Source organism: Ruixingdingia sedimenti (assembly GCF_031432425.1).
Lineage (GTDB): Bacteria > Pseudomonadota > Alphaproteobacteria > Rhodobacterales > Rhodobacteraceae > Ruixingdingia > Ruixingdingia sedimenti.
Genome location: NZ_JAVKPH010000004.1, coordinates 11,894 through 35,112 on the forward strand (window position 1 = coordinate 11,894; position 23,219 = coordinate 35,112).

23 protein-coding genes are annotated in these 23,219 nt (G+C 71.0%); 19 read left to right on the forward strand and 4 right to left on the reverse strand.

The genetic code is table 11. From position 1 onward, the window contains the following. The first annotated feature begins 102 nt into the window (after positions 1-102). The 13 genes from RGD00_RS04805 to rnd all read left to right on the forward strand — a co-directional run bounded on the left by RGD00_RS04805 (position 103) and on the right by rnd (position 13,646). Positions 103-1,011: an AAA family ATPase gene (locus RGD00_RS04805; RefSeq protein WP_310456159.1), complete on the forward strand. Its 909-nt coding sequence runs from the start codon at positions 103-105 to the stop codon at positions 1,009-1,011. Further along, complete coding sequence (locus RGD00_RS04810; RefSeq protein ID WP_310456160.1) at positions 1,008-1,382, forward strand: DUF4260 family protein; 375 nt, start codon at positions 1,008-1,010, stop codon at positions 1,380-1,382. The genes RGD00_RS04805 and RGD00_RS04810 overlap by 4 nt, the downstream gene beginning before the upstream one ends. After that, the gene (locus RGD00_RS04815; protein WP_310456161.1) at positions 1,375-2,679 is read left to right on the forward strand and encodes a vWA domain-containing protein; all 1,305 of its coding nucleotides are present in this window, start codon (positions 1,375-1,377) and stop codon (positions 2,677-2,679) included. Before RGD00_RS04810 ends, RGD00_RS04815 begins: the two co-directional genes overlap by 8 nt. A gap of 21 nt (positions 2,680-2,700) precedes the next feature. Beyond that, on the forward strand, positions 2,701-3,690 hold the full coding sequence (locus RGD00_RS04820) for an XdhC family protein (RefSeq protein WP_310456162.1): 990 nt from the start codon (positions 2,701-2,703) through the stop codon (positions 3,688-3,690). Next, positions 3,690-4,703, forward strand: a complete 1,014-nt coding sequence (locus RGD00_RS04825; protein ID WP_310456163.1) for a molybdopterin-binding protein — start codon at positions 3,690-3,692, stop codon at positions 4,701-4,703. Before RGD00_RS04820 ends, RGD00_RS04825 begins: the two co-directional genes overlap by 1 nt. A gap of 69 nt (positions 4,704-4,772) precedes the next feature. Next, entirely contained in the window at positions 4,773-5,267 is a 495-nt protein-coding gene (locus tag RGD00_RS04830; RefSeq protein ID WP_310456164.1) for a (2Fe-2S)-binding protein, read from the forward strand. A gap of 97 nt (positions 5,268-5,364) precedes the next feature. Continuing rightward, on the forward strand, positions 5,365-7,731 hold the full coding sequence (locus RGD00_RS04835) for a xanthine dehydrogenase family protein molybdopterin-binding subunit (protein ID WP_310456165.1): 2,367 nt from the start codon (positions 5,365-5,367) through the stop codon (positions 7,729-7,731). Positions 7,732-7,741: 10 nt separating this feature from the next. Beyond that, a complete protein-coding gene (locus tag RGD00_RS04840; protein ID WP_310456166.1) occupies positions 7,742-8,533 on the forward strand; it encodes an FAD binding domain-containing protein in 792 nt (263 codons plus the stop codon). Between the two features lie 281 nt (positions 8,534-8,814). After that, on the forward strand, positions 8,815-9,960 hold the full coding sequence (locus RGD00_RS04845; protein WP_310456167.1) for a Ppx/GppA phosphatase family protein: 1,146 nt from the start codon (positions 8,815-8,817) through the stop codon (positions 9,958-9,960). 10 nt (positions 9,961-9,970) lie between these two features. After that, positions 9,971-10,717: an RlmE family RNA methyltransferase gene (locus RGD00_RS04850; protein WP_310456168.1), complete on the forward strand. Its 747-nt coding sequence runs from the start codon at positions 9,971-9,973 to the stop codon at positions 10,715-10,717. Between the two features lie 70 nt (positions 10,718-10,787). Next, positions 10,788-11,834 carry a phosphoribosylformylglycinamidine cyclo-ligase gene (purM, locus tag RGD00_RS04855; protein ID WP_310456169.1) on the forward strand — a complete coding sequence of 349 codons (1,047 nt, stop codon included), beginning with the start codon at positions 10,788-10,790 and terminating at the stop codon, positions 11,832-11,834. After that, a complete protein-coding gene (purN, locus tag RGD00_RS04860; protein WP_310456170.1) occupies positions 11,831-12,421 on the forward strand; it encodes a phosphoribosylglycinamide formyltransferase in 591 nt (196 codons plus the stop codon). Before purM ends, purN begins: the two co-directional genes overlap by 4 nt. Before the next feature lie 67 nt (positions 12,422-12,488). Continuing rightward, positions 12,489-13,646 (forward strand): ribonuclease D, encoded by a 1,158-nt coding sequence (gene rnd / locus RGD00_RS04865; RefSeq protein WP_310456171.1) that lies wholly within the window; start codon positions 12,489-12,491, stop codon positions 13,644-13,646. A 320-nt stretch (positions 13,647-13,966) separates the two neighbouring features. Here rnd and RGD00_RS04870 read toward each other — a convergent pair whose 3' ends face one another. Further along, entirely contained in the window at positions 13,967-14,434 is a 468-nt protein-coding gene (locus tag RGD00_RS04870; protein WP_310456172.1) for a hypothetical protein, read from the reverse strand. Positions 14,435-14,567: 133 nt separating this feature from the next. Here RGD00_RS04870 and RGD00_RS04875 point away from each other — a divergent pair, with 133 nt between their 5' ends. Beyond that, positions 14,568-14,993: a SufE family protein gene (locus tag RGD00_RS04875; RefSeq protein WP_310456173.1), complete on the forward strand. Its 426-nt coding sequence runs from the start codon at positions 14,568-14,570 to the stop codon at positions 14,991-14,993. A 274-nt stretch (positions 14,994-15,267) separates the two neighbouring features. Here RGD00_RS04875 and RGD00_RS04880 read toward each other — a convergent pair whose 3' ends face one another. Genes RGD00_RS04880 through RGD00_RS04890 form a run of 3 tightly spaced genes read right to left on the reverse strand, consistent with a single transcriptional unit; the run spans position 15,268 to position 17,119 of the window. Continuing rightward, complete coding sequence (locus RGD00_RS04880) at positions 15,268-16,380, reverse strand: AI-2E family transporter (protein WP_310456174.1); 1,113 nt, start codon at positions 16,378-16,380, stop codon at positions 15,268-15,270. Further along, on the reverse strand, positions 16,380-16,826 hold the full coding sequence (locus tag RGD00_RS04885) for a phage holin family protein (protein WP_310456175.1): 447 nt from the start codon (positions 16,824-16,826) through the stop codon (positions 16,380-16,382). The genes RGD00_RS04880 and RGD00_RS04885 overlap by 1 nt, the downstream gene beginning before the upstream one ends. Then, positions 16,823-17,119, reverse strand: a complete 297-nt coding sequence (locus RGD00_RS04890) for an ElaB/YgaM/YqjD family protein (protein ID WP_310456176.1) — start codon at positions 17,117-17,119, stop codon at positions 16,823-16,825. The genes RGD00_RS04885 and RGD00_RS04890 overlap by 4 nt, the downstream gene beginning before the upstream one ends. Before the next feature lie 233 nt (positions 17,120-17,352). Between RGD00_RS04890 and RGD00_RS04895 the strand changes: the two genes are divergently transcribed. From RGD00_RS04895 to RGD00_RS04915, 5 genes are all read left to right on the forward strand, one after another. Continuing rightward, positions 17,353-18,444: a PA0069 family radical SAM protein gene (locus RGD00_RS04895; RefSeq protein ID WP_310456177.1), complete on the forward strand. Its 1,092-nt coding sequence runs from the start codon at positions 17,353-17,355 to the stop codon at positions 18,442-18,444. A 332-nt stretch (positions 18,445-18,776) separates the two neighbouring features. Then, positions 18,777-19,361: an ANTAR domain-containing response regulator gene (locus tag RGD00_RS04900; protein WP_310456178.1), complete on the forward strand. Its 585-nt coding sequence runs from the start codon at positions 18,777-18,779 to the stop codon at positions 19,359-19,361. Beyond that, a complete protein-coding gene (locus RGD00_RS04905) occupies positions 19,358-20,497 on the forward strand; it encodes a CmpA/NrtA family ABC transporter substrate-binding protein (protein ID WP_310456179.1) in 1,140 nt (379 codons plus the stop codon). The genes RGD00_RS04900 and RGD00_RS04905 overlap by 4 nt, the downstream gene beginning before the upstream one ends. Before the next feature lie 227 nt (positions 20,498-20,724). Then, positions 20,725-22,083, forward strand: coding sequence for a CmpA/NrtA family ABC transporter substrate-binding protein (locus RGD00_RS04910; RefSeq protein ID WP_425603364.1), 1,359 nt, complete (start codon positions 20,725-20,727; stop codon positions 22,081-22,083). Positions 22,084-22,125: 42 nt separating this feature from the next. After that, entirely contained in the window at positions 22,126-23,217 is a 1,092-nt protein-coding gene (locus RGD00_RS04915; protein WP_310456180.1) for an ABC transporter permease, read from the forward strand. Positions 23,218-23,219 lie beyond the last annotated feature (2 nt).

The window sequence follows — 23,219 nt, forward strand, 5'->3', positions numbered from 1 at the left end:
CGCCCCCTTTTCGCGCCAGCCAAGCATGCGCGGGGCGCGCGCGCAAGCTTGACCCGCGCGCGCCGCCCCCGCAGCATGGCGGCAACCGGCAAGGGGGGCGACATGCACGACATCGGTTCCATCGACGCGGTGCAGGCGATGCTTGCCGAACAGGATTACGTCTGCGGCCGGGCGCTGGCGACGGTGGTGTTCCTGGCCCTGCGCCTTGGCCGGCCCCTGTTCCTGGAAGGCGAGCCCGGCACCGGCAAGACGGAAATCGCCAAGGCCATCGCCGCCGCCGTCGGCCGCCGCCTGATCCGGCTGCAATGCTATGAGGGGCTCGATGCCGCGAGCGCGGTGGCCGACTGGAACTTCGCCGCCCAGATGATCGCCATCCGCGCCGCCGAGGCGGGGGGCGGCGCGGATCGCGAGGCGTTGCAGGCAGAGCTTTTTTCCGAACGCTACCTTGTCGAGCGCCCCCTTCTGGCCGCGATGCGCCCGCAGCCCGGCGGCCCGCCCGTGCTGCTGATCGACGAAATCGACCGTACCGACGAACCCTTCGAGGCGTTCCTGCTGGAGGCGCTGTCGGACTATCAGCTGACGATCCCCGAACTCGGCACCATCCGCGCGCCGGCGCCGCCCATCGTCATCCTCACCTCCAACCGCACGCGCGAGGTGCATGACGCGCTGAAGCGCCGCTGTCTTTACCACTGGGTGGACTACCCCGGCTTCGCGCGGGAAATCGAGATCCTGCGCGCCCGTGCCCCCGCCGCGTCGGAAACGCTCAGCCGCGAGGTCGTGGCCTTCGTCCAGCGGCTCAGGTCCGAGGATCTGTTCAAGAAGCCCGGCGTGGCGGAAACCATCGACTGGGCGAAATGCCTGCTGGCGCTGGATGTGATCGCGCTGTCGCCCGAGGTGATCGCCGACACCATCGGCGCGGTGCTGAAATACCAGGACGACATCGCGCGGCTGCAGGGGGCAGAGGCGGGCCGGCTGCTGGACGAGGCGAAAAAGGCGCTGGAGGACGCATGAGCCACCCGGCGACACCCTGGCTGCGGCTGGAGGGCGCGGCGGTCCTGGCGGCGGGGCTGGTGGCGGCTTGGGCGCTCGGCGTGCCGTTCTGGATCGGGCTGGCGGTGTTCATCCTGCCCGATGCCGGCTTTGCCGCCTATCTGGCGGGGCCCCGGTTCGGCGCCGTGGGCTACAACCTCGCCCACAGCCATCTGGGGCCGCTGGTGCTGGCCGGGGCGGTCTGGCTGGCGGGCGGGGCGTCGGTCTGGCTCGGGCTCGCCGCGGTCTGGGCGGCGCATATCGGGATGGACCGGATGTTGGGCTACGGGCTCAAGGGGGCGACGTTCCAGGACACGCATCTGGGCCGGATCGGGCGGCGCCGCGATGGCTGAGGGGCCCCCCGCGCTGCCCATCCCCGAGGACGGCAAGCTTTTGCACAACATTGCCCATTTCGCCCGCGCCCTGCGCCGGGCGGGGCTGCCCATCGGCCCCGGCCGCGTGCGCGAGGCGGCAGAGGCCGTGGCCGCCGCGGGGTTCGGGCGGCGCGAGGATTTCTACTGGACGCTGCACGCCTGTTTCGTTTCCCGCCCCGAACAGCGCGTGGTCTTTGCGCAGGTGTTCCGCCTGTTCTGGCGCGACCCGCGCTATATGGAACATATGATGGCGTTGCTGCTGCCCTCGGTCCGTGGCGTGGCAGAGGAACGCGCCGCCGCCCCCGGCGCGCGCCGCGCGGCGGAGGCGCTGCTGGACGCCGCCGCCCCCGATGCGTCCCCGCCGCAGGACGATGCCGCGCGGATCGAGATCGACGCGAGCCGCACCGCCTCGGCCCGGGAACGTCTGCGGACGCTCGATTTCGAACAGATGAGCGTGGCAGAGGCCGCCGCCGCCCGCCGCATGCTGGCGGATCTGGCCTTGCCCGCCCGCCCGCTGCCCGCGCGCCGGTTGTTGCCGCAGGCGCAGGGGCGGGTGGATCCGCGCCGGGCGCTGCGCGCGATGATGCGGCGGGGGGGCGACATCGCGGCGCTGCCCCGGCGCGCCGCACCCCCCCGCCGGCCCGATCTGGTGGTGATCTGCGACATCTCGGGGTCGATGGCGGCCTATTCGCGCATGCTGTTGCAGTTCACCCATGCGGTGGCCTGCCGCACGGGGCAGGTGCGCGGGCGGCGGGCCGGGGGCTGGGGCAGGGTGCATGCCTTCACCTTCGGCACGCGGCTGACCAACATCACCCGCCATCTGGCGCAGCGCGACGCCGATGCCGCGCTTACCGCCGCGGGGGCAGAGGCGCAGGACTGGCAGGGCGGCACCCGCATCGGCGCCTGCCTTGCCGCCTTCAACCGCGACTGGTCGCGCCGGGTGCTGGCGCGGGGCGCGGTGGTGGTGCTGATCACCGACGGGCTGGAACGCGACGACCCGGCGGTGCTGGCGGCGGCGATGGAACGGCTGCACCTGTCCTGCCGCCGCCTGATCTGGGTGAACCCGCTGCTGCGGTGGGACGGGTTCGCGCCGCGCGCGGCGGGCGTGCGGGCGATGCTGCCGCATGTGGATGCGCTGCGGGCGGGGCATTCGCTGGCCTCGTTGCAGGCTTTGGCGGCCGCGCTGGCCGATCCCGGCGATGGCGGGGAACGCGCGCGGATGCTGCGGGCGATGGCGGCAGAGGGGGCTGGCGCGCGCCCCGGCGCTGGCGCATAGTCGGGGCAAAGGACCGCCGCCATGCACCCTTCCGACCACGACCGCATCCCCGAAATCGCGCTGGACTGGCACCGCACCGGCCGCGGCGCGGCGCTGGCGACGGTGGTGGAAACCTGGGGGTCCGCCCCCCGTGCGGCGGGCAGCCAGCTGGCGGTTTCCGGCGCGGGCGAGATCATGGGATCGGTCTCGGGCGGCTGTGTCGAGGGCGCGGTGGTGACAGAGGCGCTCGACGCGCTGGCCGACGGCAGGCCCCGGCTGCTGACCTTCGGCGTCAGCGACGATACCGCCTTCGAGGTGGGCCTCGCCTGCGGCGGCACGATCCGGGTGCTGGTCGAACCCGTGGGCGCGGGGCCGCAGGCGCTGGCCGAGCCCCTGCTGGACGGGCTGGTCGCGGCGCGGGCGGCGCGGCAGGCGGTGGCGGTGGCGACGGATCTGACGACATGGGCGCGCCGGCTGGTCGCCCCCACCGATGCGCCGCCCGGCATCGCCGCGCGGTTCCGTTCCGACCGTTCGGGGGTGGAGGGGGCGGAATTCGTCGCCATCCACAACCCGCCCCTGCGGCTGGTCGTCGTGGGCGCGGTGCATATCGCGCAGGCTCTGGTGCCGATGGCGCGGCTGGCCGGGTACGATCCCGTGCTGGTGGACCCGCGCGAGGCGTTCGGATCCGCCGCCCGCTTTCCGGGCGAAAGGATCCTGCACGACTGGCCGGACGAGGCGCTGGCGGCCCTCGGCCTCGATGCGCGCACGGCGGTGGTGACGCTGACGCATGACCCCAAGATCGACGATCCCGCGATCCTGACGGCGCTGGCGTCGGATGTGTTCTACCTCGGTTGCCTCGGATCCAGCCGCACCAATGCGAAACGGGTGGACCGGCTGGCCGCTGCGGGCGTGGGGCCGGCGGCGCTGGCGCGGATCCATGCGCCGGTGGGGCTGGCGATCGGCGCGCGGAGCCCTGCGGAAATCGCCGTCTCGGTACTGGCCGAGATGACGCAGGTCCTGCGGCAGGGATAATGGACTTCGGCCCCGTTCCGCTGGCGCTGGCCGAAGGCGCGATCCTGGCGCATTCGCTGGCGCTGCCGGGCGGCGGGCGGCTGCGCAAGGGGCTGGTGCTGGGCCCCGCGCATCTGGCCATGCTGGCGGCGGCGGGGGTGGGCATGGTGACGGTGGCCCGCCCCGCCCCGGGCGACGTGACCGAGGATGCGGCGGCCGCCACCCTGGCGGCGGCGCTGGTGCCCGATCCGGCGGCGGCGCATCTGGCCCTGACGGTGGCGGCGACGGGACGGGTGAATTTCAAGGCCGCCCGCGCGGGGGTGCTGGCGGTCGATGCCGCGCGGGTCGATGCGCTCAACCGCACCGATCCGGCGATCACGCTGGCCACCCTGCCGCCGCTGGCCCGCGTCGCGCCGGGCGATCTGGTCGCCACCGTCAAGATCATCCCCTATGCCGTGCCCGGCGCGGCGCTGGCGGCGGCCTGCGCGGGGATGGCGGGGGCCTTTGCCGTGCGCCCGGTGCTGCTGCCCGATGCCGGGCTGGTGGTGACCGAGGTCGCGGGGCAGAAGCCCGGGCTGACCGCCAAGGGCATCCGCGCGGTCGAGGCGCGCCTGACCGCGCTCGGCATGGCGCTGGCGGGGGCGGAGGTCGTGGCGCATGACGCCGGCGCCATCGCCGCCGCATTGGGCCGGATGCCCGGCGCCATGGGGCTGATCCTGACGGGTTCGGCCACCTCCGACCTGCACGACACCGCGCCCGAGGGGCTGCGGCAGGCGGGCGGGGCGGTGGAACGGTTCGGCATGCCGGTGGATCCGGGGAACCTTCTGTTCATTGGTTCGCTCGGGGGCACGCCCGGCCCCCGCCCGGTGATCGGCCTTCCGGGCTGCGTGCGGTCGCCCGCGCTGAACGGGGCGGACTGGGTGCTGGAACGGCTCGCCTGCGGCATCCCCGTCACCGGCGGCGACATCGCGGGGATGGGCGTCGGCGGGCTTCTGGCGGAAATTCCGCAGCGCCCCCACCCACGCGAGGGCTGACAAAAGCGAAAGCCGGGCTATTGTGATCTCAGCGCCGTCCCCCGGGCGGCAGCCAAGAGGGAGGATTGCATGGCCAAGGTGTCGATGAAGATCAACGGCCAAGTCGTTACCGGAGAGGTCGAGGGCCGCACCCTGCTGGTGCAGTTCCTGCGCGAGGGGCAGGGGCTGACCGGCACGCATGTGGGCTGCGACACCTCGCAATGCGGGGCCTGCGTGGTGCATGTGGACGGGCAGGCGGTCAAAAGCTGCACCCTGCTGGCGCTGGAGGCCGAGGGGGCCGATGTGCGCACCATCGAGGGCATGGCGGCCCCCGACGGCACGCTGTCGCCCCTGCAACAGGCGTTCCAGGACCATCACGGGCTGCAATGCGGCTTCTGCACCCCCGGCATGGTGATGTCGGCCGCCGCCCTGCTGGCCGAAAACCCGCGGCCGACGGAAACAGAGGTGCGCCACTATCTGGAAGGCAACATCTGCCGCTGCACGGGCTACCACAACATCGTCAAGGCGGTGCTCGCCGCATCCGGCCAGGATGTGAGCCGCTTCGGAGGCATCGCCGCCGAATGAACGACCCCCTCCGGCGGTGCGCCGCCGGCCAGGCACGGACCCGCGGCGCGGCGACGGCGCGCCCGGCATGCACCAGCGACAAAGGGAGGATCACCACATGCCCAAGGATGGCATCGGCGCCAGCAGCAAGCGGCGCGAGGATGTCCGGTTCCTGACGGGACGCGGACGCTATACCGACGACATCAACCTGCGCGGACAGGCCCATGTGCATTTCCTGCGCTCCGACATCGCGCATGGCCGGATCCGGTCCATCGACACCGCTGCGGCGGCGGCGATGCCCGGCGTGCTGCGCATCTTCACCGCCGCCGATCTTGCGGGCGTGGGCGGCATCCCCTGCGGCTGGCAGGTGACGGACCGCTTCGGCAAGCCGATGCAGGAACCCAAACACCCCGTGCTGGCAGAGGGCAAGGTGCGCCATGTGGGCGACCCCATCGCCGCCGTGGTGGCCGAAACCGCGGAACAGGCGCGCGACGCCGCCGAGGCGATCGTGGTGGATATCGAGGACCTGCCCGCGGTGCTGGACATGCGCGCCGCGCTGGCCGAGGGCGCGCCGAAGGTCCATGACGACCTGACCGGGAACCTCTGCTACGACTGGGGCTTCGTCGAGGAAAACCGCGAGGCGGTGAACGCGGCCTTCGCCACGGCCCATCACGTCACCACGCTCGATCTGGTGAACAACCGGCTGGTCGCCAACCCGATGGAACCGCGCGTGGCCGTGGGGGACTACGATTTCGCCACCGATCACCACACGCTCTACACCACCAGCCAGAACCCGCATGTGATCCGCCTGCTGATGGGGGCCTTCGTTCTGGGCATCCCGGAACACCGGCTGCGGGTGGTCGCGCCGGATGTGGGCGGGGGCTTCGGGTCGAAGATCTACCATTATGCCGAGGAAGCCTTCGTCACCTTCGCCGCCAAGGCCCTGCGCCGCCCGGTGAAATGGACCGCCAGCCGGTCGGAGGCGTTCATATCCGACGCGCAGGGGCGCGACCATGTGGGCCGGATCGAACTGGCGCTGGACGCAGAGGGCAACTTCCTCGCCCTGCGGACGGAAACCTATGCGAACATGGGGGCGTATCTGTCCACCTTCGCGCCCTCGATCCCCACATGGCTGCATGGCACGCTGATGGCGGGCAACTATCGCACGCCGCTGATCTATGTGAACGTGAAGGCCGTCTTCACCAATACCGTCCCCGTCGACGCCTACCGCGGCGCCGGCCGGCCCGAGGCGACCTTCCAGCTGGAACGGGTGATCGACAAGGCCGCGCGCGAGATCGGGATGGATCCGGTCGAACTGCGCCGGCGGAACTTCGTCACCGAATTCCCGTACCAGACGCCGGTCGCCGTGGTCTATGATACCGGCGATTACAACGCCACGCTGGACCGGCTGTTGCAGATCGCCGACCGCGAGGGGTTCGAGGCGCGGCGGCTCGACAGCGCCCACCATGGCCGCCTGCGCGGCTTCGGCATCGCCCACTATATCGAGGCCTGCGGCATCGCGCCCTCGAACCTGGTGGGCCAGCTGGGCGCGCGCGCGGGGCTTTACGAAAGCGCCACGGTGCGGGTGAACGCCACCGGGTCCATCAGCGTCTTCACCGGCAGCCACAGCCACGGCCAGGGGCATGAGACCACCTTTGCCCAGGTAGTGGCCGACATGATCGGCATCCCCGCGGCGCAGGTCGACATCGTGCATGGCGACACCTCCAACACGCCGATGGGAATGGGCACCTACGGCTCGCGCAGCCTCGCCGTGGGCGGCTCGGCGCTGGTCAAGGCGACGACCAAGATCGTCAACAAGGCGAAAAAGATCGCCGCCCATCTGCTGGAGGCGGCCGAGGCCGACATCGAACTGAAGGACGGCAAGTTCGCCGTCGCCGGCACCGACCGTTCGGTGGATTGGGGCGCGGTCTGCCTTGCCGCCTATGTGCCCCACAACTACCCGCTGGAAAGCCTCGAACCGGGGCTGGAGGAAACCGCCTTTTACGACCCGTCGAACTTCACCTACCCCGCCGGCGCCTATGCCTGCGAGGTCGAGGTGGATCCCGAAACCGGCAAGGTGACGATCTGCCGCTTTGTCGCCGCAGACGATTTCGGCAATGTCGTCAACCCGATGATCGTCGAGGGCCAGGTCCACGGCGGGCTGGCGCAGGGGATTGGGCAGGCGCTGCTGGAAAACTGCGTCTATGACGGCAACGGGCAACTGCTGTCGGGCTCGTTCATGGATTACGCCATGCCGCGCGCCGACGACCTGCCGTTCTACGAGGTCGATCACAGCTGCGCCACACCCTGCACCCACAACCCGCTCGGCGTGAAGGGCTGCGGCGAGGCGGGGGCCATCGGCTCGCCCCCCGCGGTGGTGAATGCGGTGGTGGATGCGCTGCAACGGGCGGGCTACGCCCATGTGACCCATATCGACATGCCGCTGACCCCCGCGCGGGTCTGGGCGGCGATGCACGCGAACTGAGGGGGACAAGATGCACGATTTCGAATTCGTGAAACCCGCTACGCTGGCAGAGGCCGTGGCCGCCCTCGGGGCCGAGGGCGCGCAGGCGCTGGCAGGCGGCATGACGCTGCTGCCGGCGATGAAACAGCGGCTGGCGGCGCCCGAACGGCTGGTCAGCCTCACCGGCATCGCCGATCTGCGGGGCGTGACCCCCGCGCCCGGCCGCCTGCGCATCGGCGGCGCCACCCCCCACGCGGTGGTCGCGCGCGCGGCGGCGGCGCATTACCCCGCGCTTGCCCGGCTGGCGGGGCAGATCGGCGACCCGGCGGTGCGCAACCGCGGCACCATCGGCGGCAGCCTTGCCAACAACGACCCCTCGGCCTGCTATCCGGCGGCGGTGCTGGCCTCGGGCGCCACGATCCACACCGACCGGCGGCAGATCGCGGCGGACGACTATTTCCAGGGCATGTTCGCCACCGCGCTGGACGAGGGCGAGGTCATCACCGCCGTGGACTTTCCCGTCCCGCAGGTGGCGGCCTATGTGAAATTCGCCCAACCCGCCTCGCGTTTCGCGCTGGTAGGCGTGTTCGTGGCGAAATTCGCCGAGGGCGCGCGCGTGGCGGTCACGGGCGCATCCGAGGAAGGCGTCTACCGCTGGACCGAGGCCGAAGAGGCGCTGAACACGCATTTCGCCCCGACCGAGTTCTCGCATCTCGACGTTCCGGCGGATGGCATGATCGCCGATCTGCATGGCGGCGCGGACTACCGGGCGCATCTGGTCAAGGTCATCGCCCGCCGCGCGGTCATCGCCGCACTGGGCTGACCGCGCGCCCGCGTCGGGCCGGGCAGGGGGCATTCTGCCCCCTCTTGGCCTGCGGCCAATTCACCCCCTGAGGATATTTTCGGACAGAAAGTGGTGAAGGGCGCGGCCTGCGCCACTTTCTGTCCCTGAATATCCCCGCGCGGCGCGCCACCGGCCTTTTCCCTGCGTCACCCGCCGGGGGCGGGGTGCGCAGCGAAGCACAAGGATTGCGCGGGATCGGTTCTTGCGCGGCGGGGGCGCGGGGACTAGGTTGGTTCCAACCTTGTATTGGAGGGCGACAGATGACGCCCGAGCGTCCCCAGGGTGCGGACGCGATCCCGAAAGTCGTGGCCACGCCCACCCGGGGCGGCGGCCCGCCGGCCGAATCGTCCGGCACCCGCAAACACGACCCGGCGCAGCTTTATGCGGCGCTGGACCTTGGCACGAACAGTTGCCGCATGCTGATTGCCCGCCCGCGCGGCAGTCAGTTCCATATCGTGGACAGCTTTTCCAAGTCTGTTCAACTCGGACTGGGGCTGGAAAGTTCCGGCCGGCTGTCGCGCGCCTCGATGGGCCGGACGGTGCAGGCGCTGCGCATCTGCCAGAAAAAGCTGGAATCGCATGGCGTCCACCGCATGCGGCTGGTGGCGACAGAGGCCTGCCGCCGCGCCAGCAACGCGCGCGACTTCATCCGCCAGGTGCGGCGCGAAACCGGGCTGAGCCTCGAGATCATCGCGCCCGAGGAAGAGGCGCGGCTGGCCGTCGTGTCCTGCGCGCCGCTGGTGCTGCCGCGCACCGAACAACTGCTGGTGGTCGACATCGGCGGGGGGTCGACCGAGCTTGTCTGGATCGACCTCACCGGGGTGCCGCAGGCGGAACGGCCGCGCGCGCTGATGCGGTTCCACACCGGTTTTGCCCCCGAGGTGGAGGGGCCCTCCGCCCGGGTGGTGGACTGGATCAGCGTGCCTCTGGGCGTCGCCACGCTGCGCGAACAGTTCGGCGATGTCGAGGACGACGCCGCGCGTTTCGCGCTGATGAGCTGGTATTTCGAGGAACATCTGTGCAGTTTCTCGCCCTACAACAACGAACAGCCGCGCGAGGGGTTCCAGATCATCGGCACCTCGGGCACCGTGACCACGGTGGCGGCGTCCTATCTGGGGCTGCGGCGCTATGACCGCGCCAAGGTGGACGGGCTGCACATGACCACGGCGCAGATCGACACGGTGATCCGCGATTACCTGAGCCTCGGCCCCGAGGGGCGGCGGACGGATCCGCGCATCGGGCGCGACCGGCACACGCTGATCATGTCGGGGGCGGCGATCCTTCAGGCGCTGATGCGGGTCTGGCCGACCGACCGGCTGTCGGTCGCCGACCGGGGCCTGCGCGAGGGGCTGCTGTATGCCCAGATGACGGCCGATGGCGTGTTGCTGGATGCGCCGCGGGCATGAGGAGACGGGGATGACCAAGGAAAAGGCGACCTCTGGCCGCGGCCAGCGCGAATTGCGCGTGCGGGTCAAGACCGCGAAGGGGCGCAAGCTGTCGTCCACGCTGTGGCTGGAACGGCAGTTGAACGACCCCTATGTGCAGCGCGCCAGGAAAGAGGGCTATCGCGGCCGCGCGGCCTACAAGATCCTCGAACTGGATGACCGCTACGGGTTCCTGACGCCCGGCGCGCGGGTGGTGGATCTGGGCTGCGCGCCCGGCGGCTGGTGCCAGGTGGCGGTGGCGCGGGTCAATGCGCTCGGCCAGAACCCGAAGAAACCGGTGGGCACCGTTCTGGGGGTGGACCTGCAGGCGGTCGAACCCATCGCGGGGGCGGAAATCCACCAGCTCGACTTCCTGTCCGACGGCGCCGACGATCAGGTCAAGGCGTGGCTCGGCGGCAAGGCGGATGTGGTGATGTCCGACATGGCCGCCGCCGCCTCGGGCCACAAGGGCACCGATCACCTGCGCATCATCGCGCTGGTCGAGGCGGCGCTGGATTTCGCCTTCGACGTGCTGGAAGAGGGCGGCACCTTCGTCGCCAAGGTGCTGGCCGGCGGGGCGGAGAACGAGATGCAGGCGCTGCTGAAACGCAGCTTCCGCAAGGTGGCGAACGTCAAGCCGCCCGCCAGCCGGTCGGACAGTTCGGAAAAGTTCGTCGTCGCGCAGGGCTTTCGCGGCCGGGGCGGCAGCCTCGATGCGGCAGAGGACGACGCGGACTGAGCGCGCCGTTGCGCCCCGCCCGGCGATGGTCTAAGGCGCGGGGCAGGATTTTCCGCTTGGGGGCGCTGCCATGACCGCAGGGAAGAACGGGCTGACCTATGCCGATGCCGGCGTGGACATCGACGCCGGCAATGCGCTGGTGGAGCGGATCAAGCCCGCGGCGAAACGCACCCTGCGGCCGGGGGTGATGGGGGGCCTCGGCGGCTTCGGCGCGCTGTTCGACCTCAAGGCGGCCGGATACAGCGACCCGATCCTGGTGGCGGCGACCGATGGCGTGGGCACCAAGCTGCGCATCGCCATCGACACCGGGGTGGTGGATACGATCGGCATCGACCTGGTGGCGATGTGCGTCAACGATCTGGTCTGCCAAGGGGCGGAGCCGCTGTTCTTCCTCGACTATTTCGCCACCGGCAAGCTCGATGTCGGTCAGGCCGCGCGCATCGTCACCGGCATCGCCACGGGCTGCGCGGCTTCCGGCTGTGCGCTGGTGGGGGGCGAGACGGCAGAGATGCCGGGCATGTACCATGGCGGCGATTTCGATCTGGCGGGCTTCGCCGTGGGCGCGATGGAACGCGGCGCCGACCTGCCCAAGGGCGTGCAGGCGGGCGATGTGCTGCTGGGCCTCGGGTCCGACGGGGTGCATTCCAACGGCTATTCCTTCGTGCGCAAGGTGGTGGAACTGTCGGGCCTGTCGTGGCACGCGCCCTCGCCCTTCGGCGGCGGGTCCTTGGGCCAGGCGCTGCTGGTGCCGACGCGGCTTTACGTCAAGCCCGCGCTGGCGGCGGTGCGCGCGGGCGGGGTGCATGGGCTGGCGCATGTCACCGGCGGCGGGCTGACGGAAAACCTGCCCCGCGTGCTGCCCGAGGGGCTGGGGGCCACGGTCGACCTTGGCGCATGGCAACTGCCGCCGGTGTTCCGCTGGCTGGCCGAAACCGCGAACATGGCCGAGGGCGAATTGCTGAAAACCTTCAACTGCGGCATCGGCATGATCGCCGTGGTCGCCGCCGACCGGGCCGAGGCGCTGGCCGATCTGCTGGCGGCGCAGGGCGAACGGGTGGTGCGGCTCGGCACCGTGCAGCCGGGGCAGGGGGTCGCCTATACCGGGCGGCTTCTGTGAAGCGCGTCGTCATCCTGATTTCCGGCGGCGGGTCGAACATGATCCGCCTTGTCGAAAGCATGACCGGCGATCACCCCGCCCGGCCGGTTCTGGTCGCCTCCAACGATCCCGCGGCGGCGGGGCTGGCGCGCGCCGCGGCGATGGGGGTGCCGGTAGCGGCGGTGGACCACCGCCCCTTCGGCAAGGACCGCGCCGCGTTCGAGACCGCGCTCTTGGGCCCCATCCTCGCCGCCGCGCCCGACATCATCTGCCTTGCGGGTTTCATGCGCGTTCTCACCCCCGGTTTCGTGGCCCGGTTCGAGGGGCGGATGCTGAACATCCACCCCTCGCTCCTGCCGAAATACCAGGGCCTGCACACCCACCAGCGCGCGCTGGACGCCGGCGACGCCGAGGCCGGCTGCACGGTGCACGAGGTCACGGCGGCGCTGGACGATGGCCCCATCCTCGGCCAGGCGCGGGTGCCGGTGATGGCGGGCGACACCGCCGATACGCTGGCCGCGCGGGTGCTGGCGATGGAACACCGGCTCTATCCGGCGGTGCTGCGCCGCTATGCGGCAGGCGACCGGACCCCGGTTTTCCTGCCCTGACGCCTTTTCATTCGCCTTCATGCTGCCTATAGCGGCTAGGTGGGACGACCCCGCGGCACGAGGACCGATGCAGACGATCACCACCACCGAAGAACTCGCCGCCTTCTGCGACCTTGCCAAGGCGCAGCCCTATGTCACCGTCGACACCGAATTCCTGCGCGAGCGGACCTATTGGTCCAGGCTCTGCCTGATCCAGCTGGCGCTGCCCGGCAAGACCGGGCCCGCGGTGCTGGTGGACCCGATCCTGGGCGAGGGGATGAGCCTCGAACCGCTCTACGACCTTTTCCGCCACGAGGCGACGGTCAAGGTGTTCCACGCCGCCCGGCAGGATCTGGAGATCTTCTTTGTCGAGGGCGGGGTATTCCCCGTGCCGCTCTTCGACACGCAGGTGGCCGCGATGGTCTGCGGTTTCGGCGAACAGGCGGGATACGAGACGCTGGTCAAGAAGATCGCGCGCGAGAACCTCGACAAGACCAGCCGCTTCACCGACTGGTCGCGCCGCCCGCTGACCGAGGCGCAGAAGGAATACGCGCTGGCCGATGTCACCCATCTGCGGGTGATCTACGAAAACCTCTCGGCGCAGCTGCGCAAGAGCGGCCGCCAGCACTGGGTCGAAGAGGAACTGGCGATCCTGACCGACCCGGCCACCTATACCGTCACCCCCGAGGATGCCTGGCAGCGGATCAAGACCCGCACCACCTCGGGCCGGTTCCTCGCGGTGGTCAAGGAACTGGCGCGCTTTCGCGAGGAATATGCGCAAAGCCGCAACATCCCGCGCTCGCGCGTGATGAAGGACGACGCGCTGCTGGAACTCGCCTCCACCCGCCCCACGAATGTCGAGGAACTGGGCCGCGCCCGGCTTTTGCTGCGCGAAGGCCGCAAGGGCGACATCGCCGACGGGATTCTGGCGGCGGTCAAGGCGGGGCTCGACATGCCCGCCGACAAGACCCCCCGCCCCGACGACAGCCGCGACCAGTTGCAGGTGAACCCGGCGCTGGCCGATCTGCTGCGCGTGCTGCTCAAGGCGAAATCCGAATCCGCCGGCGTGGCGGCGCGGCTGATCGCCTCTGCCGGCGATCTCGACGCGATCGCGGCGGGCGAACGCGACCTGCCGGCGCTCAGGGGCTGGCGGCACGAGGTCTTCGGGGCGGATGCGCTGCGGCTCTGCAAGGGCGAGATCGCGCTGTCCGCCATGGGGCAGGAGGTGCGGGTGGTGCGCCTCTGACGGGCGCGCACCCCTTCGATCCCGGCCCGTCCGCTCTTGCCGGGGTGGCGTGAACCGGCGCCGCCACCCGCGCACCGGAACCTGTCGCCGCCCCCATCACAGGCCCCGGCTGCCGATCCGGTCCGCTCCCCGCTGCTTCATCTTGCCTTAAATACTCCGGGGGTCCGGGGGCCGGCCCCCGGCGCGCCGCCGCCCGCAGGCCAGCCGCATCCGCCTCGGGGCAGGCCCCGGCCGCTCCCCCGCTGCTTCATCTTTTCCCAAATACTCCGGGGTCCGGGGCAGCGCCCCGGCGCCGCCCTCGACACAGGCGATGCCCGATCCTACCGCCGCGCGGTCGTCCGCGCATTCCCCGCGCCGGTGACGGTGATCCGGCTCACCCCCTGCAGCTTGTGCCGCGACAGCTGCGTCGCCACCGTCACCTCGCGCGATTGCGGGGTCGAGATGCGGCGCTGCGCCACGTCCGGCGGGGCTTTCAGCACGAAGCGGAACACCAGCACCGAGGGATCGTCCGAGGGTTCGGGGATCAGGTCCCCATCCCACCAGCCCTGCGTCGGCGGCAGGCCGGTGGCCTTGACGATGGCGCCGCTGTTCGTCGGTTCCACCGTCAGCGAGGTGACTTCGGCCACCTGCACGAAGGCGGTTCCCGGCGCGGCGGGGGCGTCGGCCACCGCCTCGGCCCGTTCCGACCGGCCGAACCAGTTGAACGGGTTGATCCGCGAGTCGCGCACCGTGGCGCAGCCGACCAGCGTCACCCCCAGCAACAATGCGGCCATCAGCGGTCTGCGCATATCCGTCCCCTCATCGCTTGCCGGACTTGGGTAGCGCATGGCGGGGGCTTTGAAAAGCCATTCCGGGCTGGACCTTCCGGCCCCGCGGGCGTACCTCCGGGGCCAGGCCGCGCGGCCAAGCAGGAGGATACCGATGGCCACCCCCGCCTTCGAGGACATCGCCGACACCTTCGCCTTTCTGGACGACTGGGAAGACCGCTACCGCCATGTGATCGAACTGGGCAAGGCGATGCCGCCGTTCGACGACGCCTTCCGCGTGCCGGCCACCAAGGTGGACGGCTGCGCCAGCCAGGTCTGGATCCTGCCGCGGATCGAGGGGCAGGGGCCCGCCGCCCGGTTCGATTTCGCCGGCGACAGCGATGCGATGATCGTGCGCGGGCTGATCGCGGTGCTGCATGCGCTCTATTCCGGGCTGACGCTGGCCGAGGTGGGGCAGGTCGATGCCGCGGCGGAACTGGGGCGGCTCGGGCTCGACCAGCACCTGTCCTCGCAACGCTCGAACGGGCTGCGCGCGATGGTCGAACGCATCCGCCGCGTGGCGGCAGAGGCGGCGGCGTAGGGGCAGCATTCAGCGCTGTCGCCGGGCCGGGCGGGATCAGGAAACGCACCGCGTTTCCCCCGCCCGTTCGCGCGGCGGTGCCGTGAGAGACGGAGATGCCGGGAAAAATGGAAAGGCCAGCGCCTGCCCCGGCGGGCGGGAAGCGCCCGCCATGGGCGGGGCGGGCGGCTCACCGGGGGCTTTGGGCCCCCGGCCGGGGCAACTCCACCCGCATCGCGGTGGCGAAGGCACGCGCCTTCGCCAGACAGAGCGGCGGTGCCGGCCGCCGATCCGCCTAACCCTCGGACCCCCGCTCCGCCTCGGGCGGGTCCGAGGCCGGGCCCAGAAGGTTTCCCAGCCAGCCGAGGCTCGGGATATGGTCGCAGGCCACCTTGACCGACACCAGCACCGGCACCGCCATCAGCGCCCCCGGCACATCCCACAGCCAGGCCCACAGGATCACCGCCAGGAACACCGACACCGTATTGATCCGCAGGCTGCGCCCCAGCAACCAGGGCGTGACCACCTGCCCCTCGATCGCGTTGAGGCAGAAATACCCCGCCACCGCCAGCGCCGCCGGCGCCATCCCCGGCAGCGCCACCAGCGCATAGGTGCCGACAAGGATCTGCCCGATGATCCCGCCCAGAAAGGGCAGGAAGTTCAGCACGAAGGCCATGATCCCCCAGGCGGCGTAATAGGGCACGCCGAGCAGCCACAGCCAGATCCCCACCAGCAACCCGAGCCCCGCGTTGATGACCGTGATCGTCAGCAGGTAACGCGAGATGTGGTATTCGATCTCATAGGCGATGCGCAGCGCGCGCTTCTTGTCGCCGAGCCGCTGGAAGGTGCCGATCAGCTTTTCATGCACCGTCCGCCCTGCGCCGAGAAGGAACAGCGCCAGGATGCAGCCCGCGATCACCGAGGTGCCGATGCTGGCAATTCCCGACACCGCATCCGACAGAAGCCCCGGCTGCTGGACCACCACCCGGTCGGCGGGCATGCCGTCGGTGCCCTGCGCCACCTCGCCCATCTGGTCCGACAGATCGCGCACCCGCGCCAGCGATTCGAACAGCGCCGACAGCTTGCGCCGCACCTGGGCGGAAATCTCGGGCAGGTTGTCGGCCCAGTCGCCCACCTGCGTGCCGACCGCCGCCATGCCCCCCGCCAGCGCCGCCAGCGCCAGCACCATGATCAGCGTCGCCGCCGCCGGGGGCGGCACGCCGTGCCGTCCAAGCCAGCGGGTGATCGGGCTCAGCGTCAGGGCCATCATCAGCCCGATCACCACCGGCAACAGCAGGTCGCGGGCGAAATAGATCACCGTGAACAGAAGGATGAGCAGGATCACCCCCACCATCCGCCGGATGGCGCGCAGGTGATCCCGCAAGCCGGGCGCGGGCGGGGCGGGCATCAGCGCCGGCTGGCCATGAAGCCGGCGATGAAGGCCAGCAGCGCCAGCGTGGGGGCATTGTCGCGCATCGCCCGGCGCGCGGTGCGGCCCAGATCGGCGACGCTTTCGGCCACCGCCTCGCCGGCCGCGCCCGCCGCCGCGCCCGCCACGGGCAGGACGGGCGGCGGGGGCGGGTCGCGGCGGGCGACGATGGCGGCGGCCAGCACCAGCGCCGCGGCGATCACCGCGAAACCCGCGGCGACCACCAGCGCCGCGCCTTCACGCCCCAGGGGGCGGTCCAGCGCATGCATGGCGGCAAGGCCCAGGAAGGCCAGCACGAACACCGCCATCAGCGCGGCCAGCCCGATCAGCAGCCCCAGAACCATCGCCCGGCGCAGCCGCCGGCGCGCGCGTTCCCGGGCGATGCCGATCAGCGCCGCCCCGAACAGCCCGCTGCGGCCGATCATCTGCGGCCCAGCACCGCGGCGACCAGCATGCCGACGACGAAGGCGATCCCCGCCGCGGCCAGCGGATTGTCGCGGATCTTCGCCTCGGCCTGCTGGCGCACGCGTTTGCCGCTGCCGAGCGCATCGCCATAGAGCTTGCGCGCCTCTTCCGACAAGTTCTGAAGCCGCTCGTCCGCCATCGCCGCGGCGGCGGATCCCACCTCGGCGGCGCGTTCCGCGGCGAGCGAGGCCAGGGTCTCGATATCCTGGCGTGCGGCGCGGAGTTCGGATTCGATGTCGCGGGCATTCGGCATGGGTCGTCCTCGCATCCTGGGCAGGCATCGGCCTGCGGGTGGGGGAAGGGCCGGCGCCGGGCCGGGCCCCGATTCGGGCGGGCCGCGATGGCGGCCCTTGCGACAGCTTGTCACGACCGCATCGGGGCGCAAAGCGGCATGCGGCGGGCCGGCGGGAAAAGGCAGCTTTCCGCCGGAAACAAGGGTTTGCGGGTGGTCTTGGCATGTGTTCCTGATTTGTTCTATCATGCGGCATGGAAAATCCGGGCAAGGGCATTCTCAGGGGACAGCGCCTGCGCGCGCGCGGCGCGGGCAGCAATACCGCCGGCCGCTACGAGGCCACGACCTGCGAGGCGTTCGATGACGGCTGGACCGATGAGGACGAGCCGCCGCGGCTGATCCGCACCGAGGTGCGGATCGAACGCCCGCGGTCGGCGCTGAACCTTGTCCGCTCGCCCGACCTGCCCTTCGACCGCTCGATCAACCCGTACCGGGGGTGCGAACATGGCTGCATCTATTGCTTCGCGCGGCCCACCCATGCCTGGCTGAACCTGTCGCCGGGGCTCGATTTCGAAACCCGGCTGGTGGCGCGGCCGGGGATCGGCGCGGTGCTGGCGCGCGAACTGGGGCGCAAGGGCTATCGCGTGGCGCCGGTGGCGATCGGGACCAACACCGACCCCTATCAGCCGATAGAGGCCGACCACCGGGTGATGCGCGAGGTGCTGGAGGTGCTGGCCGCCCACGACCACCCGGTGGCGATCGTGACCAAGGGCACGCTGGTGGAACGCGACCTCGACCTGCTGGCGCCGATGGCTGCGAAGGGGCTGGCGCGGGTGGGGGTGTCGGTCACGACGCTGGATCCCGCGGTGGCCCGTGCGATGGAACCCCGCGCGCCCGCGCCCGCACGGCGGCTGGCGGTGATCGCGCGGCTGGCGGGGGCGGGGGTGCCGGTGCGGGCGATGGTGTCCCCGGTCGTGCCGGGGCTGACCGACCACGAACTGGAACCGATCCTGGCGGCGGCGCAGGCCGCCGGGGCGGGGGCGGCCAGCTGGATCATGCTGCGCCTGCCGATGGAGGTCGCGGGGCTGTTCCGCGAATGGCTCGAGGCGCGCTTTCCCGACCGCGCCGCGCGGGTCATGGCGCGGGTGCGCGAGACGCAGGGCGGGCGCGACTACGACCCGGCCTGGGGCAAACGGATGCGCGGGCAGGGGGTCCATGCGGAACTGATCGCGCGCCGCTTCGCCGTGGCGGTGGCGCGCCTCGGCCTCGACAGGCCGCAACCGCCCCTGCGCTGCGACCTGTTCCATGTGCCGCAGGCGGCGGGGGCGCAGCTGTCGCTGTTCTGAACCCGCCCGGCGGCGGTGCGGGTGGATGGGGCAGGAGCCTCCGGCGGGGATATTTAAGGACAGAAAGTGGACAGAGGCGCACCCTCCCTCACTTTCTGTCCTTAAATATCCTCAGGGGGTGAATTGGCGCAGCCAAGAGGGGGCAGAATGCCCCCTGCGCCGCCCGGCAGGCGCGGAACCTCTGCGGGGCGGCGTTCGGGCGCTGCCCGGAAACTGTGCACCCAATGCCGGAAAACGGGCATCCCGCACCCGCGGGACGGTAGGGGCGCGCGCGCCGTCGCCCGGGGCATGGACGGGGCGGCGGGTGCCGTCCAGAGGATGCGGGGCACAAGATGAAAACCGCGCTGACCGTCATCATCGTCGAACAGGACCGCGACCGCGCCCGGATGATCGTGGACGCGCTGCGCGCCTTTGGCGAACACGACATCCATGTCATCGGTTCCGGCACGGGCCTTGCGCGGCGGGTGGCCGAGATGCGCCCCGACCTCGTGCTGATCGACGCGGGCGATCCGTCCCGCGACGCGCTGGAGGAACTGACGCTCGCCGCGGGGCCGCTGGAACGGCCCGTGGCGATGTTCGTGGACCGCGCCGACCGGCACCTGACCCGTGCCGCCATCGAGGCGGGGGTTTCGGCCTATGTCGTGGACGGGCTGCGGGCGGAACGCATCCGCCCCATCCTCGACGCCGCCATCGCCCGCTTTCACGTCTTTCAGCGCATGCGCAGCGAGCTTGCCGCCACCCGCGCCGCGCTGGAGGAGCGCAAGCTGATCGACCGTGCCAAGGGCATCCTGATGCGCGCCAGGGGGATCAGCGAGGAAGAGGCCTATGCGCTGCTGCGCCGCGCGGCGATGGATCAGGGCAAGCGGCTGGCCGATCTGGCGCAGGCGCTGGTCACGGCGTCGGAACTGCTGAAATGACCGCCGCGATCACTCTCGGCTTCGTGCCGCTGCTGGATGCCGCGCCGCTGATCGTCGCCGCCGAACTGGGGTTCGCCGAACAGGAGGGTCTGCGCCTGCGACTGTGCCGCGCGGCCAGCTGGTCGCAGCTGCGCGACCTGCTGGATCTGGGGGCGGTCGAGGCGGCGCATATGCTGTCGGCGATGCCGGTGGCGCGGGCGCTGGGGCTGGGCGGCGGGCAGGGCGGGCTGGAGGTGCTGATGGTCCTGTCGCTGAACGGGCAGGTCGTGGGGCTGTCGGGGGCGCTTGGCCCCGTCCCCTTCGGCGATCCGGCGGTGGCGGCGGGGCTGGCCGCGCCGGGGCGGGTCCTGCGCTTCGGCGTGCCCTTTCCCTTTTCCATGCATGCGCTGCTGCTGCGCTACTGGCTGTCGCGCATGGCGCCGGATCTGGCTTTCACCCTGCATGCGGTGCCGCCGCCCCGCATGACAGAGGCATTGCAGGCCGCCGAGATCGACGGCTTCTGCGTGGGCGAGCCCTGGGGCACCCGCGCGGTGCAGGTGGCGGGGGCGCGGCTGATCCTGCCCGGCGCCGCGATCTGGAGCCAGTCGCCCGAAAAGGTGCTGGCCGCCCGCCACGGCTGGGCCGAGGCCGACCCCGCGCGCGCCGCCGCGCTGATGCGGGCGGTCTGGCGGGCGGGGCGGTGGGCGGAGGATCCGGCGAACCGGACGACGCTGGCCGAACTGCTGGCGCAGCCGCACACGCTCGACACCCCGGCGCTGCATATGGAACCGGCGCTGCGGGGCCGCGTCCTGCCCGATGCGCGCGGCCCGGAGGTGGCGGTGCCGCAGCTTCTGGCCTTTCACGCGGGGCTGGCGAACTTTCCCTGGCGCAGTCAGGCGGGCTGGATCGGGGCGGAACTGGCGGCGGCGCATGGGCTGGACCCGCGCGCCGCGGCCCGTGCGGCGCGGGCGGTCTTTCGCAGCGATCTCTATCGCCGGTTCCTCGGGCCCGCCGGCGTGCCGCTGCCTCCGGCCTCGGACAAGCTGGAAGGGGCATTGGCCACGGCCGAATCCCTGCCGGCGGTGCGGGGCAGCCTGATGCTGATGCGGAACCGTTTCTTCGATGGCGCGGTTTTCGACCCGGCGCCCGCGGAGTGACCAAAAACCGGGCAGGATGCTGCATCGCGGCATGACGCGGCCCCGCCCGCTTGACCCGTGCGCCGCCCGCGTGGACCCTGATCCTCAAGACGGGGCAATGGCGTCCCGTTCGTCTCCGCCATGACGAGACCAGGCAAGGCCGCCTGACCGCTTTCGGCACCCTCCCGTGCCCGAGGCTGTCTGCGGCCGTTTTCGCGTTTTCCACCAGCTTTCAAGGACAGATCCCGATGCCCCTGATCCGCCATCTTCTGCTTTCCGCCGCCCTCGCCGGGCTGCCCCTCGCCGCCCCCGCCGGGGTGGAAAAGGACATGCTGACGCTCGGCTTCATCAAGCTGACCGACATGGCCCCGCTGGCCATCGCCAGGGAAAAGGGGTTCTTCGAGGACGAGGGCCTGACCGTCACGCTGGAGGCGCAGTCGAACTGGAAAGTGCTGCTCGACCGCGTGCTGTCGGGAGAGATCGACGGCGCCCATATGCTGGCCGGGCAGCCGCTGGCCTCGACCATCGGTTATGGCACGGCGGGCGCGCTGATCGCGCCCATTGCGCTGGACCTGAACGGCAACGCCATCACCGTGTCCAACGCGGTGTGGGATCTGATGAAACCCGGCCTCGCGCTGGACGGGGCGGGCAGGCCGCGCCATCCGATCCCGGCCTCGGCCCTGCTGCCGGCGATCGAGGATGCGGCCGACCGGGGGCGGATGTTCGCGATGGGGATGGTCTTTCCCGTCTCGCCGCACAATTACGAACTGCGCTACTGGCTGGCGGCGGGCGGGATCAACCCCGGCTTCTATGCGCCCGACGACACCTCGGGCCAGATCGGGGCCGATGTGCTGCTGTCGGTGACGCCGCCGCCGCAGATGCCCGCCACGCTGGAGGCCGGGACCATCGACGGCTATTCCGTGGGCGAGCCCTGGAACCAGGCCGCGGTGGCCAAGGGGATCGGGGTGCCGGTCATTTCGGACGCGGCGATCTTTCAGCAGAACCCGGAAAAGGTGTTCGGCCTGACCCGCGCCTTCGCCGAGGAGAACCCGAATACCGTCATCGCGCTGACCAAGGCGCTGATCCGGGCGCAGATGTGGCTGGACGCGGGCGACAACGCCAACCGGGCCGAGGCGGTCGAGATTCTGGCGCGCCCGGAATATGTGGGGGCGGATGCGGCGGTGATCGCCAATTCGATGACCGGCACCTTCGAATATGAAAGGGGCGACATCCGGGACGAGCCCGATTTCAACCTGTTCTTCCGGGGCAATGCGGCCTTTCCCTATTATTCGGATGCGGTCTGGACGCTGACCCAGATGCGCCGCTGGGGCCAGATCGCAACGGCCATGCCCGATGAATGGTACGACGCGACCGCGAAAGCCGTCTACCGCCCCGACATCTTCACCGCCGCCGCGCAACAGCTGATTGCCGAGGGCAAGGCGGCCGGGGCCGATTTCGACTTCGACCCCGACGGCTACCGCGCACCCAACGCCACCTTCATCGACGGGGTGGTCTTCGACGGCACCCGGCCCAACGCCTACCTCGACGGTTTCGCCATCGGCCTGAAGGGCGACCAGAAGGTCGTCGCCGGTGCCGTCGCCAACTGATCGCCCCCCCTGATCGCCTCCAGCCAGAACCGGATCACCGCCATGACCTCGATGGACCCCGCCGCCCTTCCCGAAGACGATCCCGCCGTCATCGCCGCCAATGTCGCGCGGCTGAAAATCCTCATCGCCCGGCTGGAGCCGTGGTTCGCCCTGCTGGGGCTGGCCTGGCTCGCGCCGCTGTGGCGGCTGATGCTGGGCGATGCGCCGCGGGTGCAGTTGCGCGCGATCTGGCGCACGCTGCTGGTGCCGCTGCTGGCGATCGTGGCCTTCCTCGCGCTCTGGGCCACGCTTGCGCCGCGGGTGGAAACCTCGCTGGGGGCGATCCCGGGGCCCGCGCAGGTCTGGCAGCAGGTGGGCGTGCTGCGCGCCGATGCGCAGGCCGAACGCGCGCGCGAGGCGGCGTTCTACGAACGGCAGGCGGAACGCAACGCCGAACTGGTCGCCGCCGGCAAGGCGGACGAGGTGCGCAACCGCAGCTATGCGGGCAAGCCTACCTATGTGGACCAGATCCTGACCTCGCTCAGGACCGTGTTCGCGGGCTTCGTGCTGGCCGCGCTGGTGGCGGTGCCGCTGGGCATCCTTGCGGGCCTGTCGTCCACGGCCAATGCGGCGCTGTCGCCGCTGATCCAGGTGTTCCGGCCGGTGTCGCCGCTTGCGTGGCTGCCGATCGTGACGATGACCGTCTCGGCGCTTTATGCCGGGGGCGAGGGGGCCCTGCCGCGCAGCTTCGTGGTGTCGGCGGTGACGGTGATGCTGTGTTCGCTCTGGCCGACGCTGATCAACACCGCGCTGGGCGTGGCCAGCATCGACCGGGATCTGGTCAATGTCGGCCGGGTGCTGAAGCTGGGCCTGTGGACGCGGATCACCCGGCTGGTGCTGCCCTCGGCGCTGCCGCTGATCTTTGCCGGGCTGCGGCTGTCGCTGGGCGTGGGCTGGATGGTGCTGATCGCGGCAGAGATGCTGAGCCAGAACCCCGGCCTCGGCAAGTTCGTCTGGGACGAGTTCCAGAACGGATCCTCCGACAGCCTGGCGCGGATCATGGTGGCGGTGCTGACCATCGGCATCATCGGGCTGCTGCTGGACCGGGTGATGGTCGCGTTGCAGACGCTGCTGACCTTCGACGGGCGGGGGTGATC